12 protein-coding genes and 1 pseudogene are annotated in these 14,458 nt (G+C 68.4%); 10 read left to right on the forward strand and 3 right to left on the reverse strand.

The features are described 5' to 3' along the window. The first annotated feature begins 23 nt into the window (after nt 1–23). The 8 genes and pseudogenes from ACWCPI_RS27525 (at nt 24) to ACWCPI_RS27560 (ending at nt 11,189) form a co-directional block, all read left to right on the forward strand. Nucleotides 24–992 (forward strand): hypothetical protein, encoded by a 969-nt coding sequence (locus tag ACWCPI_RS27525; RefSeq protein WP_451040661.1) that lies wholly within the window; start codon nt 24–26, stop codon nt 990–992. Between the two features lie 145 nt (nt 993–1,137). Next, nucleotides 1,138–2,250, forward strand: coding sequence for a multiple monosaccharide ABC transporter substrate-binding protein (gene chvE / locus ACWCPI_RS27530; RefSeq protein ID WP_451040662.1), 1,113 nt, complete (start codon nt 1,138–1,140; stop codon nt 2,248–2,250). A 32-nt stretch (nt 2,251–2,282) separates the two neighbouring features. Then, nucleotides 2,283–3,833, forward strand: a complete 1,551-nt coding sequence (gene mmsA, locus ACWCPI_RS27535) for a multiple monosaccharide ABC transporter ATP-binding protein (protein ID WP_451040663.1) — start codon at nt 2,283–2,285, stop codon at nt 3,831–3,833. Next, on the forward strand, nt 3,830–5,074 hold the full coding sequence (gene mmsB / locus ACWCPI_RS27540; RefSeq protein ID WP_451040664.1) for a multiple monosaccharide ABC transporter permease: 1,245 nt from the start codon (nt 3,830–3,832) through the stop codon (nt 5,072–5,074). The genes mmsA and mmsB overlap by 4 nt, the downstream gene beginning before the upstream one ends. Before the next feature lie 48 nt (nt 5,075–5,122). Next, nucleotides 5,123–6,184, forward strand: a pseudogene (locus ACWCPI_RS27545) (aldose epimerase family protein); the annotation flags it as partial. A 187-nt stretch (nt 6,185–6,371) separates the two neighbouring features. Then, entirely contained in the window at nt 6,372–8,015 is a 1,644-nt protein-coding gene (locus ACWCPI_RS27550; RefSeq protein ID WP_451040665.1) for a pyridoxal phosphate-dependent aminotransferase, read from the forward strand. 85 nt (nt 8,016–8,100) lie between these two features. Then, the gene (locus ACWCPI_RS27555) at nt 8,101–9,390 is read left to right on the forward strand and encodes a KAP family P-loop NTPase fold protein (RefSeq protein WP_451040666.1); all 1,290 of its coding nucleotides are present in this window, start codon (nt 8,101–8,103) and stop codon (nt 9,388–9,390) included. Next, nucleotides 9,384–11,189, forward strand: a complete 1,806-nt coding sequence (locus tag ACWCPI_RS27560) for an Hsp70 family protein (RefSeq protein WP_451040667.1) — start codon at nt 9,384–9,386, stop codon at nt 11,187–11,189. Before ACWCPI_RS27555 ends, ACWCPI_RS27560 begins: the two co-directional genes overlap by 7 nt. A 56-nt stretch (nt 11,190–11,245) precedes the next feature. On the opposite strand, the gene ACWCPI_RS27565 is transcribed toward ACWCPI_RS27560, so the two are convergent. Next, nucleotides 11,246–11,722, reverse strand: coding sequence for an ATP-binding protein (locus ACWCPI_RS27565; protein WP_451040668.1), 477 nt, complete (start codon nt 11,720–11,722; stop codon nt 11,246–11,248). A 130-nt stretch (nt 11,723–11,852) separates the two neighbouring features. On the opposite strand from ACWCPI_RS27565, the gene ACWCPI_RS27570 reads away from it, so the two are divergent. Then, nucleotides 11,853–12,701, forward strand: coding sequence for a helix-turn-helix domain-containing protein (locus ACWCPI_RS27570; protein WP_451040669.1), 849 nt, complete (start codon nt 11,853–11,855; stop codon nt 12,699–12,701). Further along, the gene (locus tag ACWCPI_RS27575; RefSeq protein ID WP_451040670.1) at nt 12,698–12,901 is read left to right on the forward strand and encodes a DUF397 domain-containing protein; all 204 of its coding nucleotides are present in this window, start codon (nt 12,698–12,700) and stop codon (nt 12,899–12,901) included. The genes ACWCPI_RS27570 and ACWCPI_RS27575 overlap by 4 nt, the downstream gene beginning before the upstream one ends. A gap of 61 nt (nt 12,902–12,962) precedes the next feature. Here ACWCPI_RS27575 and ACWCPI_RS27580 read toward each other — a convergent pair whose 3' ends face one another. Together ACWCPI_RS27580 and ACWCPI_RS27585 are read right to left on the reverse strand one after the other, a co-directional pair. Further along, nucleotides 12,963–13,184 (reverse strand): hypothetical protein, encoded by a 222-nt coding sequence (locus ACWCPI_RS27580; protein ID WP_451040671.1) that lies wholly within the window; start codon nt 13,182–13,184, stop codon nt 12,963–12,965. Between the two features lie 389 nt (nt 13,185–13,573). After that, nucleotides 13,574–14,233: a DUF4360 domain-containing protein gene (locus ACWCPI_RS27585; RefSeq protein WP_388798722.1), complete on the reverse strand. Its 660-nt coding sequence runs from the start codon at nt 14,231–14,233 to the stop codon at nt 13,574–13,576. Nucleotides 14,234–14,458: the final 225 nt, after the last annotated feature.

A 14,458-nucleotide genomic window follows, 5' to 3' on the forward strand; every position in this document is an offset into this window, starting at 1 on the left:
ATATCGAACATGAAGGACAGCTTGTGACCGACACCACTCCTCCGACGCCGCGCCGACCCGGCGAGCAGGCGCTCGCCGCACTCGGCCTGGCGGCACCCGCCCTGGACCCGTCCGACGCCTCTGCGCACACCTTCCCCGGCGGTGGCCGCTGGCGCACCGAGGTTCCTTCCGTGGAGGGCCCCGAGGCGCTCGCCGTGGTCCTCAAGGAGTCCTCGCGGCTCGATGTGCCGATCCACCGGATCAGCCAGGGCAGCGGTATCTGGATGCTCAGCGACGCCGAGATCACCGAGATGGTGGAGGCGACCGCCGAACGCGACATCGAGCTGTGCCTGTTCACCGGCCCGCGCGGCACCTGGGACATCGGCGGCTCCACCCGTACCGATTCCAAGGGCGGCGGGCTGCGCGCCCGGGGCCACGACGCGGTCGCCGGGTGCGTGGAGGACGCCGTGCGCGCCACCGAGCTGGGCGTCAAGTGCCTCCTCGTCGCCGACGAGGGCGTGCTGTGGACGCTGCACCGGGCGCGGGTCGCGGGGATCCTGCCGGCCGACACGACGTTCAAGGTGTCGGCGCTGATCGGTCCGGTCAACCCGACGGCGTACGCCGTGTACGAGAACCTCGGCGGCGACTCGATCAACGTGCCGAGCGACCTGACGCTGGATCACCTCACCGAGATCCGCCGCGTCTCCGGCGCCCCGATGGACATGTACATCGAGGCCCCCGACGATCTGGGCGGTTACATCCGGATGTACGAGGTCGCCGAGCTGATCCGGCGCGGCGCACCGCTCTACCTGAAGTTCGGGCTCTCCAAGGCCCCGGGGATCTACCCCTACGGGCACCACATGCGAGACCTGACACTGGCCACCGCCAAGGAGCGCGTCCGGCGCGGACGCCTGGCGCTGGACCTCCTCGCACGGCACGGAGCCGACGGCGACATGGCGCCTCTCGGCTCACGGCTGCCCGGGACGCTGAAGCGGTTCGAAATTCCCGCATAACGTTCCGGACAAGTCCCCTTCACAGAACAAGACGTAGTCGCACACAATCCGACACACCCCTTCTCCTCGGTCCCACCCACCCCCGCAGGGACGCCCCGCACGGCCGGACCGAGCCCACGCCCCACCACATCAAGGATGTATGACCATGCGCACTCGCCGAGCCGCAATCGCCGCCATAGCCTCCGCCGCCTCCCTCGCCCTGACCCTGTCCGCCTGCGGCCAGAGCGGTGAGGGCGGCAGCAAGGAGGAGGCGGGCGACGCCAAGGGCGGCACCATCGGCATCGCGATGCCGACCAAGTCCTCCGAGCGCTGGATCGCCGACGGCAACAACGTCAAGAAGGACCTGGAGTCCAAGGGCTACAAGACCACCCTGGTCTACGGCGAGGACGACCCGGACCAGCAGGTCTCGCAGATCGAGAACCTCATCACCCAGGGCGTGAAGGCGCTGATCGTCGCGGCCATCGACAACAAGTCGATGAACAACGTGCTCCAGCAGGCCAAGGACGCGAACATCCCGGTCATCTCCTACGACCGCCTGATCCTGGGCACGCCGAACGTCGACTACTACGCCTCCTTCGACAACGAGAAGGTCGGCGAGCTCCAGGCCAACTACATCGTCGAGAAGCTCGGCCTGAAGGACGGCTCCAAGAAGGGTCCCTTCAACATCGAGCTGTTCGCCGGCTCCAACGACGACAACAACACCCGGTACTTCTTCGGCGGCGCGATGAAGGTGCTGCAGCCCTACATCGACAAGAAGCAGCTCGTCGTCCGCTCCGGCCAGACCAAGCTGACCCAGGTCACCACCCTGCGCTGGGACGGCGGCACCGCCCAGAAGCGCATGGACGACATCCTGACCTCGTCGTACAAGAGCGAGCGCGTCGACGCGGTCCTCTCGCCGTACGACGGCATCTCCATCGGCATCCTGTCGGCCCTGAAGTCGGACGACTACGGCTCCAAGAACAAGCCGCTGCCGGTCGTCACCGGCCAGGACGCCGAGGTCGCCTCGGTGAAGTCGATCATCGCCGACGAGCAGGCGATGACCGTCTACAAGGACACCCGCGAACTCGCCAAGGTGGCCTCGAACATGGTCGACGCCCTGCTCAACAAGAACAAGCCCGAGGTCAACGACACCAAGACCTACGACAACGGCTCGAAGGTCGTCCCGGCCTACCTGCTGGAGCCGGTCGCGGTCGACAAGACCAACTACCAGAAGGAAGTCGTGGACTCCGGCTACATCAAGGCGAGCGACCTCAAGTAACCGCCGGCACACTCTGATTGGAAGGCACGACCATGGCGGGACCCGTCCTGGAAATGCGCTCGATCGTCAAGACCTTTCCCGGCGTCAAAGCGCTGTCGGACGTCACACTGACCGTCCAGCAGGGCGAGGTCCACGCCATCTGCGGGGAGAACGGCGCCGGTAAGTCGACCCTGATGAAGGTCCTCTCCGGCGTCCACCCGCACGGCACCTACGAAGGGGAGATCCTCTTCGAGGGCCAGGTCTGCGAGTTCAAGGACATCCGGGCGAGCGAGCAGCGCGGCATCGTCATCATCCACCAGGAGCTGGCGCTGTCGCCGTACCTCTCCCTCGCGGAGAACATCTTCCTCGGCAACGAGCACGCCAAGAGCGGGTTCATCGACTGGAGGGAGACCCTGCGGCACGCCACCGAGCTGCTGCGGCGGGTCGGGCTCAGCGACCATCCTGACACCCGCGTCGCCGACATCGGCGTGGGCAAGCAGCAGCTGGTGGAGATCGCCAAGGCGCTGTCGAAGAAGGTCAAGCTGCTCATCCTGGATGAGCCGACCGCGGCCCTGAACGACGAGGACAGCGGCAAACTCCTGGATCTCATCCTGGAGTTGAAGAAGCAGGGCATCACTTCGATCATCATCTCCCACAAGCTCAACGAGATCCGCAAGGTCGCCGACTCGGTGACGATCATCCGGGACGGCCAGACCATAGAGACGCTCGATGTGAAGGCCCCGGAGACCACCGAGGACCGGATCATCAGCGGCATGGTCGGCCGGGACCTGGAGCACCGGTTCCCGGAGCGCACCCCGCACGAGCCGGAGGAGGGCGCGGCCCCCGCGCTGGAGATCCGCAACTGGACCGTGCACCACCCGATCGACCAGCAGCGCAAGGTCGTCGACGACGTCTCGATCCAGGTCCGGCGCGGCGAGATCGTCGGCATCGCGGGCCTCATGGGCGCCGGCCGCACCGAACTGGCGATGAGCGTCTTCGGGCGCACCTACGGCCGGTACCACGGCGGCACGGTCCTCAAGGACGGCAAGGAGATCCGTACGAAGACCGTCCCCGAGGCGGTCAAGCACGGCATCGCGTACGTCACCGAGGACCGCAAGCACTACGGCCTCAACCTCATCGACACCATCAACCGCAACATCTCGCTCAGCGCGCTGGGCAAGGTCGCCAAGCGGGGCGTGGTCGACGAGCACGAGGAGCGGCAGGTCGCCGAGGGCTTCCGCAAGTCCATGAACATCAAGGCGCCGACCGTCTTCGAGCCGGTGGGCAAGCTGTCCGGCGGCAACCAGCAGAAGGTCGTCCTCAGCAAGTGGATCTTCGCGGGTCCGGACGTGTTGATCCTGGACGAGCCGACGCGCGGCATCGACGTCGGCGCCAAGTACGAGATCTACACGGTCATCGACCAGCTGGCCGCCCAGGGCAAGGCGGTCGTCTTCATCTCCTCCGAGCTGCCGGAGCTGCTCGGCATGTGCGACCGCATCTACACGATGGCCGCGGGGCGGCTGACCGGCGAGTTCTCGCGGGCCGAGGCCTCGCAGGAATCGCTGATGCGTCAGATGACTAAGGACAAAGAGGTAACCCGATGAGCACGGATGTGACCGCCAAGAGCCCGGCCCCCGCGCCGCCGGGCAAGAGCGGAGGAGCCGCGGGCGACGGCCTGCTCCAGCTGGTCCTGGACGGCATGCGCCGCAACATGCGGCAGTACGGCATGCTGATCGCCCTCGGCCTGATCGTGGCGCTGTTCGCCGTGTGGACCGACGGCGACCTGCTGCTGCCGCGCAACGTCTCCAACCTGGTGCTGCAGAACAGCTACATCCTGATCCTCGCGATCGGCATGATGCTGGTCATCATCGCGGGCCACATCGATCTGTCGGTGGGATCACTGACGGCGTTCGTCGGCGCCATGGCCGCCGTGTTCATGGTGAAGAACGACATGCCGTGGCCGGTCGCCGTGCTGCTGTGCCTGGCCGTGGGCGCCCTCGCGGGTGCCGTACAAGGGTTCTTCATCGCGTACGGCGGCATACCGTCGTTCATCGTGACCCTGGCGGGCATGCTGATCTTCCGCGGTCTGACCGAGATCTTCCTGGAGGGCCAGACCCTCGGTCCGTTCCCGGAGGGGCTGCAGAAGGTCTCCAACGGCTTCCTGCCGGAGGTCGGCCCGAACACGAACTACCACAACCTCACATTGCTGCTGGGCTTCGCGATGATCGCGTTCGTGGTCTTCCAGGAGTTCCGTGACCGCCGCCGCCAGCAGGAGTTCAACCTCGAAGTCCCGCCCTTCAACCTGTTCCTGCTGAAGCTGGTCGCGCTCGCCGCCGCCATCCTCACGCTGACGATGCTGCTCGCCAGCTACAAGGGTGCCCCGATCGTGCTGCTCGTCCTGGGCGTGCTCCTCGTCGGCTTCGGCTACGTGATGCGCAACGCGATCATCGGCCGCCACATCTACGCCATCGGCGGCAACCTGCCCGCGGCCAAGCTGTCGGGTGTGAAGGACAAGAAGGTCACCTTCCTGATCTTCGTGAACATGGGCATGCTCGCGGCCCTGGCGGGTCTGGTCTTCGCCGCCCGCTTCAACGCGGCCTCTCCCAAGGCCGGCCTCAACTTCGAACTGGAGGCGATCGCGGCCTCGTTCATCGGCGGCGCGTCGATGAGCGGCGGCGTCGGAACCGTCCTCGGCGCGATCATCGGTGGCCTGGTCCTGGGCGTGCTGAACAACGGCATGAACCTCGTCGGCATCGGCACCGACTGGCAGCAGGTCATCAAGGGCCTGGTGCTGCTGGCGGCGGTCGGGTTCGACGTATGGAACAAGCGCAAGGTCGGTTCGTAAGTACCGCGGGGCCCCGTCGGAAGGCGGGGCCCTGTCCCTTTCAGCGACGGAGGCAACACGCCGGTGAAGTCCCTCTTCGGCACCCTCGCCGACGGCACGGAGATCCACAGCTGGTCGCTGGCCAACGGCGGCACCCGTTTGAAGGTCCTCTCCTACGGCGGCATCGTGCAGTCCCTGGAGGTCCCGGACCGCCACGGCCGGCTCGCCAACGTCTGCCTGGGCTTCGACAGCATCGAGGACTACGTCGCCGGGAGCCCGTACTTCGGCGCCCTGATCGGCCGGTTCGGCAACCGCATCGGCAAGGGGCGGTTCACGCTCGACGGCCACGCCCACCAGGTCGACGTCAACGACGGCGTGAACAGCCTGCACGGCGGCGCCGAGGGCTTCGACAGGCGCGTGTGGGACATCGAGCCGTTCACCGAGGGCTCCGACGTCGGCCTGCACCTGTACTACACCTCCGTCGACGGCGAGATGGGCTACCCGGGCACGCTGAGGACGAAGGTGACATACACCCTCACCGAGCACGGCGACTGGCGCATCGACTACGAGGCCACCACCGACAGGACCACGGTCGTCAACCTCACCAGCCACGTGTACTGGAACCTCGCCGGCGAGGGCAGCGGCACGATCGAGAACCACGAGCTGAAGATCGCCGGGTCCCGCTACACCCCCGTCGACGCGGGCCTCGTCCCCACCGGTGAGCCGGCCCCCGTCGCGGACACCCCCTTCGACTTCCGCCGTACCAGGCGCATCGGCGAGAACCTCCGCGAGGCACACGAGCAGCTTCTGTACGCCAAGGGCATCGACCACAACTGGGTGCTGGACAAGGGCATCTCGCCGCGCCCCGAGTGGGTCGCCACGCTGAAGGACCCGTCCTCCGGCCGGACCCTGCGGCTGGCGACGACCGAGCCGGGTCTGCAGTTCTACTCAGGCAACTTCCTCGACGGCACCCTCGTCGGCCCGAGCGGACGTGCCTACCGGCAGGGCGACGCGCTGTGTCTGGAGACGCAGCACTTCCCGGACTCGCCCAACCAGCCGAAGTTCCCGTCGACCCTGCTGCGACCGGGGCGGACGTACCGGTCGACGACCGTCCACTCGTTCAGCTGCTGAGGCCCGGCGGCCGCCCCACCGACGGATCTTCACAGACGGCACACAAGTCCTGTGCGATTTCCCGGTGGTTGAACAGTGTCCCCCCAGCCTCCGTATGTACGGGTGGCCCGTGCTCCCCCGCGCGGGCCACCCAAAGACGACGGGCCCGGTCCTCGCCCCCACCGGGTTCGCCCCATACGGAGGTTCCATGGCCGACAACGTCACCTCGCTGTTCCGCAGCACCGCGGCGCACAGCCCGTCGATGGCGGCGCTGACGCGGGAGGGCGGCGACGGGGCCGGGCCGGTGGACTTCTGCATTCCGTGCAATCCGTACTTCCCGACGCCGGAGATGTTCCAGGACATGGCGGCGCGGTTGCGGGACATCATCACGTACTACCCGAGCAGTGCCGACACGATCACGGCCGAGCTGTGCAGCCTGCTCCAGCTCCCCCCGCAGTGCGTCGCGATGGGCAACGGCTCCACGGAACTGATCACCTGGATCGACCACCTGATGGTCCGTGAGTCGCTCGCCGTTCCCGTCCCCACCTTCGGCCGCTGGACCGACCAGCCGATGGAGACCGGCAAGCGGGTCGACATGTTCCCGCTCCAGGAGTCCAGCGGTTTCGCCCTGGACCTCGCGCAGTACGCCGAGTTCATCCGGGCCAGGGGCACCCGCGTGGCGGTGATCTGCAACCCCAACAACCCCGACGGGGGTTACCTCCACAAGCACGCGCTCGTGCAGTTCATGGACGCGATGGCCGACCTGGACCTGGTCGTCATCGACGAGTCCTTCCTGGAGTTCGCCGACGCCGAGCAGGAGCCGTCGGTCGTCCAGGAGGCGATGCTGCGGCCGAACGTCATCGTGCTGCGCAGCCTCGGCAAGAACTTCGGTCTGCACGGCATCCGCTTCGGCTACCTGGTCGCCAACCCGGCCCTGGCCGGGATGGTCCGCTCGATGCTGCCGAAGTGGAACCTCAACGCCTTCGCCGAGCACGTGGTGTTCATGCTGAAGAACCACGGCGCCGAGTACGCGCAGAGCCTCCATCAGGTACGCAAGGACCGCCTCGACATGGCGAGTCAGCTCTCCGCGCTGCCCGGTCTGACGGTCTACCCGTCCCAGGGCAACTTCCTCTTCGTGCGCCTCCCCGTCGGCGCCGAGGGCACGGTGGTCCGGGACCGGCTGCTCACCGAGCACCGGATCCTGGTCCGCGAGTGCGGAAACAAGATCGGTTCGTCCAGCCGCTTCCTGCGTCTCGTGGTGCGCCCCCAGGTGGACGTGCGTCGCCTGGTGTCCGGCCTGGAGCAGGTGCTCTACGGGACGTCCAGGAGGGGAGCCGCCGTACCCGAGCTGGGTGCAGCAATCAACTACAGCTCGGGTACGGCGGCCGTGGACCGGTTGGTCAGCTCCACCAACGGCGCGGGTACGCAGGGCCTTGCCGCTCAGGCCCTGGGGGGCGGGATGCCCGCGGCACCCCAGCCGCAGGCCGCCCCGCAGAGCACCGGCATGCCCATGCCGGCGCCGGTCCCGGTGGCACCGGCCGCTGCCGCCACCCCCGCCCCCGTCCCGGCCGCTCCGGCCCCAGCCGCCCCGGCGCCTGCTCCGGCTCCTGCCCCGGCACCGATTCCGGCCGCACCGATTCCGGCCGTCCCCACCCCCGCGCCGATGCCCTTCCCCTCGCCCGTGGCGCCGGCCGCGACGGTGGTGCCGCCCGGCCCCACGCCTCCGGGGGTCCCGGCACGCGGCGGGCTGACGGCCGCGCAGGTGCGGGGGACGACAGGACCCGGCCTGGCACCGGCCCCGGCGACCGGGTGGCCGAACAGCCAGAGCTGGCCCAGCGCGGCGGGAGCCTGACTCGGCGTGCCCGCGCCCGGAGCCGGGCGGTCTGATTTCCCGACGATCTCCTGACACAGGGGAAGCAGACTGTCACCATGTGTGAATGCTGCTGACCGACAACCCGGTGAACGGCTCGGAGGGCGACCGCTTCGGTTTCCTCCCGCACGCCCGGGTCCTGTGCGACGCGATCAAGGCAACCCGCGACCTCCCCCTCAGCGTGGCGCTCTACGGCGCCTGGGGGACCGGCAAGTCCAGTTTCATGAACATCTGCCGCTCCCTGTTCGAAGAGCAGGACATACCGGTGGTGTCGTTCAACCCCTGGAAGTACGACCAGCGGGAGGAGATCTGGCACGCGCTGATCCAGACCATCCTGGACGAGATCGCGTCCAAGATCACCGAAAACCCGGAGGCCGACCGGAGCACACGGCTCCAGCATGCCCTGCAGAAGGCCGCCACCCTGAGCCGTACCGCCGCCTGGCTGATGACCCGCAAGGCGGTGGTGCCGCTCAGCGGCGGGCTCGTCTCGACCAGTGACGCCGATGCGCTCAAGGAGGCCTGGGACGAGGGCAATCCCCTGGAGTACCGGCACGTCAACCAGTTCGAGCACGACTTCGCGGAGGTCGTCGAAGAGTTCACCGGCGGCGGGCGCCTGGTGATTCTCATCGACGACCTGGACCGCTGCACCCCCGAGGCCGCGACCACCGTCCTCGACTCGCTGAAACTCTTCCTCGGTGAGGCCTCGTGCGTGTTCGTCCTGGCCATGGACCAGCAGGTGATCGCCAAGGCCATGGCCCAGCGGTTCGACAACGACGAGGAGATGGGCCGGCGGTACCTGGAGAAGCTGATCCAGTTCCCGTACCACCTGCCCCATGTGACCTTCGAGTCCATGTTCAGCCACCTGCGTGAGGAGGTCGTCGGCCTCGGCGACGACCCGGCGCTGTGGCAACTGATCCGCGTCGCCTACGGCCAGAACCCCCGCCGGGTACGCCGCTTCATCAACGCGCTCAACCTCACCGTCATCTCACTGCGGCTGCACTCCGCGCCCAGTCGCGCGCGCATGCTGCACGCGGCGATCCTGCTCACCATCCGGCTGCAGCACCCCGCGTTCTACGCCATGGTCAACCGCACCCCCGAGTCATGGCAGCGCATGGACGAGGCCGCCAACGGCAACAGCAGCACACTGCGTCAGGAAGAGCTGTACCTCTTCCAGCGGGAGCAGGACCTCGTGGATCTGCTTCACGCCACCTCCAGCAGCCGTGTGGAGCTGGACTTCCCGCCACCGCCGGGAAAGAGCGAGATCGACACCCTGACCGAGGTGCTGAGCGTGACCAGCGGCGGGGCGACGGATCCCGGTCCCGACGACGCCCCGGTGCGCGGGACGAACCCGTGGTGAACACCGCCCCCGACGGCCTGGTGATCGGGCTCGACCTCGGCGACGGCGAGACCACCCTCGCCTGGACGACACGGAACGGCGACGGCGGCATCCGGATCTTTCAGCGCCGGACCACCGGGGAACGCAGCGTGCTCACCGCCATGGCCCGCGCGGCCACCGACCGGCGCCGGCTGCTCGGCGAGGAGGCCGTCTACGCGGCGGGGGCCGCCGAGTTCAGCCTGAACTTCAAGCAGGGTCCGGACCCCGCGGGCTTCGAGACACCGGAGGCGGTGCTGTTCGTCCAGGCGCTGCTCGCGGAGTTCCTCGCCGCTCAGGCCGAGCGCACCGAGCAGTCGGAGCCGTCCGAGCAGTCCGAGCCGGGCGAGGAAGCCGCCCGGCCCCTCATGGTCGTCGGTCATCCGGCCGGCTGGGACCCCCAAGTGGTCGACACCTACGCGGAGTTCCTGAAGATCCGCGGGATCGGCATCCGGCTGCTGCCGGAGTCGCAGGCGGCACTCGTCCATGTCCGCCGTCCGGACCCGGACCGCAGCATCACCGAACAGCCCCGCGACAGCCGGGTCCTGGTCGTCGACATCGGCTCCTCCACCACCGACCTCACCCTCATCACGGACATGGAGCCCCGCAGCCTCCCCCTGGGGTCGGACTTCGGCTGCCGTCGGATCGACTTCCAGGTGGCCGACCTGGTCACCGAGCGCCTCCACGACAACGAGATCCTCAGGGCAGCGCTCTCGGCGGACGGCGGCCGGGAGTTCCTCCTGCTGGCCTGCCGCCGGGCCAAGGAGGCGCAGTTCACCGGGACGCAGGCGGAGATCCTGAACCAGCCCTTCAACCCGCGCTTCCTGCCCATCGTGGAACTGGCCTGGGGATGGCTGCGCTCCTTGGAGATCCCGGCGCTGGTGGCCGCCCCGGGCGGCTGGGCCGACGAGTTCCGCGCGCTGCTGGCACGGGCACGCCGGCTGATGGAGGACCAGGACCCCGACCAGGTGGTACTCACCGGGGGCGGCTCCCGCATGCCGTTCACCCGGCGGATCTGCGGCGAGATCTTCCCCGACGCGGTCGTGCACAACGACCCCGAGCCCGCCTTCTCGGTGGCCCGGGGGCTGGCCCTGGCCGGCTACACGGAACTGCGTCTGGAGCGGTTCCGGACGGCCCTGGACGCGCTGCTGGACGAGCCGGAGCTGGGAGAGATGTGCGAAGAGCACATCTCGGAGGGGTTCACCGAGCTCAAGCGGCGGCTGGCCCGGCGAGTACGCGACACGACGGTCCACAGCGGGACGAGTGTGGAGGGGCTGGTCGACGACGGGGACGAACCCCCGGCCGTCATGGACCTGCGCGCGGCCCTGAACCAGCGCCTGGGCGAGCGCGTCAGCTCCCTGTGCCGTGACCACGGGGTGCCCCACGACGCCCTGGACCTGAAGTTCGAGCTTCCGCTCAGCGTCGCCGAAACCCTCACCGACCGCCTGCTGAGTTACGTGAACCGTCAGCGGAGCCTCAAGACCAGCCGGATCCACTGGGCACTCGAAACCAAGCGGCGCCTGATCGAGCGACAACGCGGCAACGCCCTTCAGCCGGCCCGATCCGGCAACCCCTATCTGGAGATCGCGCGGCTCACATGGGAGTGGGGCGGTCCGGTGATCCTGGAGGCAGCGAACCAGATGTCCGTACGCAAGATGGTCAAGGAGATCGAGGCGCTCTCCCTCGACGAGGGCAAGGTCGACGAGTTGGTGGAGAAGATCCGCGCGCACATCCGCGACCAGCTGCTGGGGCGCCTGACCGAGATCGAGAAGCTCATCTTCTGACAGGCGCCCGGGGCCGTCGCGTCGGTGCCGGAGGCCAGGCGGACGGGCCTCACCCGTCAGGGGCGGCGCTTGCCCAGGGACAGCCATCCGGGCAGGTCGACCTCCGCCCGTACCGTCTTGCCGGGCGGCGCGTTCCGGTCCACCACCTCCCACCGGTCGGCCATCGCCTCGACGAGGAGCAGACCCCGGCCGTGTTCGTCGAGGGGGTGCGGGGGCCGTACGTCGCCGGGCTTCGGGGGGCGTTCATCGGTACGGGTGTCGCTGACCTCGACGCGGATGCCGCCCGTGGGAAGCGAGAGCCGCAGCTCGAAGTCCCGGCCGGGGACCCGGCCGTGGGTCACGGCGTTGGCCGCCAGCTCGGCGACGATCACGGCGACGGCCTCGGAGGCGTCGCTGCCGTGCGGGACGCCCCAGGCGTCGAGTTGGTTCAGGGCGAGGTGCCGGGCGAGACGGGCGCCGCGAGGGGTGGCACTGAAGCGTTGGCAGAACATACGTACGGTGACCGGCGGTTGGGGGGTGAGGGGTGCGGGCATGGGCCCAATCTGGCGGGCTTTCGGGGCACTTCACCAGGTGAGCGCCGCGTACGCTGCGGCAGCGTACGCGGTGACGGGGTGGACAGTACTCGTGACCAACCGTGACCATGGCCGCGGGAGGTGACCGACTGTGGTCGATGGTGCGGTGGGCGCGGGCGCGGGTACGGGTGGCGAGCCGGAGTCGTCGGACAGCCTGCGGACGTTCGGGGCGGTCGTGCAGGCGCTGCGGGAGCATGCGGGGCTGAGCCGGGAGGAGTTCGGGGACCGGGTCGGGCTGTCCAAGCACACCGTGGCTTCCGTGGAGTTGGGGCGGCGGATGCCTGATCCGAGGTTCGCCGAGCGGGCGGAGAGGGTTCTCGGGAACACGGGGGCGCTGCAGAAGGCGGCTCAGCATCTGGCTCGGCAGCCGGGGTTGGCGGCCTGGTTTCGGCGGTGGGCGCGGTTGGAGGCTACGGCGATCACGCTGTACACGTACGAATGCCGCCTGATTCCAGGGCTGTTACAGACGGAGGCGTACGCGCGGACGCTCTTCACGAACCAGCTGCCGCCATTGAGCGACGAGCAGGTCGAGGCGCAGTGGATCGCGCGGGCGGAACGGCAACGGCTGCTGCGGGAGCGGCCGAACACGGCCTTCGCCTTCGTCCTGGAGCAGCACCTGTTCCAGCGACAGATGGGTGGTGTCGAAGCCACGCGTGAGCTCATCGACCACGTATCGGAGATCGCCGAACTACGGAACGTGGAGATCCAGATCATGCCTACGGTGCGGGAGACGCATGCGGGCCTGGACGGCCCGATGCAACTGCTGGAGACCCCGGAGAACAATTGGTTCGCCTACTGCGAAGGGCAGCGAGGCGGCCTGCTCATCTCCGACGCAAAAGAGGTCAGCGTTCTCCAAAGGCGGTATGCCAGGATGCGTGCGCAGGCTCTCACCCTTGACGATTCCGTGAGCCTGTTGCAGCGGATGCGAGGAGAGCTATGAGCACCAGCGAACTGGTCTGGTTCAAGAGCAGCTACAGCAGCGGCGGCGACGGCGACTGCGTCGAGGTGGCCCTCACCCCCGCCGCCATCCACGTACGCGACTCCAAGGCCCCGCAGGCACGCCAAATGGCACTCTCCCCCGACGCCTGGCATGCGTTCGTCTCTCACTGCACGACCATACGGAACGCGGCGTCGGTATAGCGCCGCGCAGAAAGCGAGCGGGCCCCGGAATCGAATTCCGGGGCCCGTTGCGCGGTATGCGTCAGTGGCTGGCGGCGGCGTGCGCGTGCAGGCCGAGCGCGACGCCCTCGGGCGAGACCGCGGCGAACACGTCGGCGCAGGCCACCGCGTTCAGGGAGTCGGAGAGACCGCTGGTCAGGTTGCCCGCCAGGCCGGCGGAGGCACCGCCCGCCTGACCGCCGGAGACCTGGTCCAGGGCGGCGTCGGTCAGCTCAGCCGTTTCGACCTGCGGGGTGAAGTTCATAACCTGCGGTTCCCTTCGAGTGAACATTCTTCACGGCCGCGGGTGCCCGAATTTCCCTGCCGGGACGGGTTCCGGACCCCTGCCGTTGCGCAGGATCAAAGCACGCCCAGAAGAAGACGGCCAATCAATCCGCCTCGTGGTACGGCGAATTCGGGAGACCGGCTTCACCCCTATGACCACCGGGTCACCGAATACGCCAACTTCTTCACAGGACCTGTCGCCCTGTCGCGAGCCCGGCTCTTGCGGCCCCGGTTCCGGACGGACGACCGGGCCCCGGCACGGCCTCCCGGTGCCGCGGTGTGGACATTTGCCGGAGGTTTGGATCCAGGCCCCGATCACGGCAGGTGACCGTGGGCCCGGGGCGCCGGCGGAGCCGCGTGCCGGTGCACCTACTTGCCCGGGCACTCCTTCCACGCCAGGTGGTACACCGTGCTGATGTCACCGTCGGTCGAGTCCATGGTCATGAAGCTGACCTTGCTCGGCGAGGACGAGCCGAGGTTCACCCGCAGTTCGGTGTTGATGTTGAAGTTGCGCTGGACTCCGCAGGGCGCCCAGACCAGTTGGGCCCAGTCGGTGCTGTCGGTGGCCTGCCAGTTGTCGTTGAGGGGGCCGCTGAAGGGGTGGCTGCGGAACTGCGTGTTCGGGGAGCCCTGGAAGTAGTACGAGGCTCTCTGCATGGCGCTGGCGCCGGGCTGGAGTGCGGCGAAGCCGCGGTAGTCGGCGCTGGCGATGGCGTACGTGAAGCCCTGCGGGACGTGGACGACCAGATTCAGCTGGCAGTTCTTACGGAAGTCCGTGGGATCCGCGTTGCCGCCGACCTTGGCGAGGTAGTCGCTGTAGGTCACGGTGAAGGCGGTGTTGTCCTCGGACACGGCGACGGCCGTGGTGCCCTGCGGGCAGCCGGAGCCGTTGACCGTGGCGACCTTGATGACGATCTTGTCCGGCGGCGGGTTGTCGAACGCGGGGGCCGCCTGTGCGGGCAGGGCCCCGGTGAGCAGGGCGGCCAGCGCGCCTCCGCTCAGCAGGAGGCGCAGGAGTCCACGTGCCATGGAGCTCTCCTAGGGTTGGGGGGTGGCTGTGCCCCGACCCCTTCCACCCTGTTGAATCCTTGAAGAAAGGGTGAGGTTTCTGTGAAGGCCGGAGGCGTTCGCATCGTAGGGAGCCGCGTGGGGGTCAGCCAGGGCGAAGTCCGGCCATTTACAGCCGAGTTGAGTGGGCAACGACAGCAGGGCCCCGAGCAGAGCGCTGCTTCGGGGCCCGGTACGCACATGTCC

This window comes from Streptomyces sp. NPDC001920 (assembly GCF_053594495.1).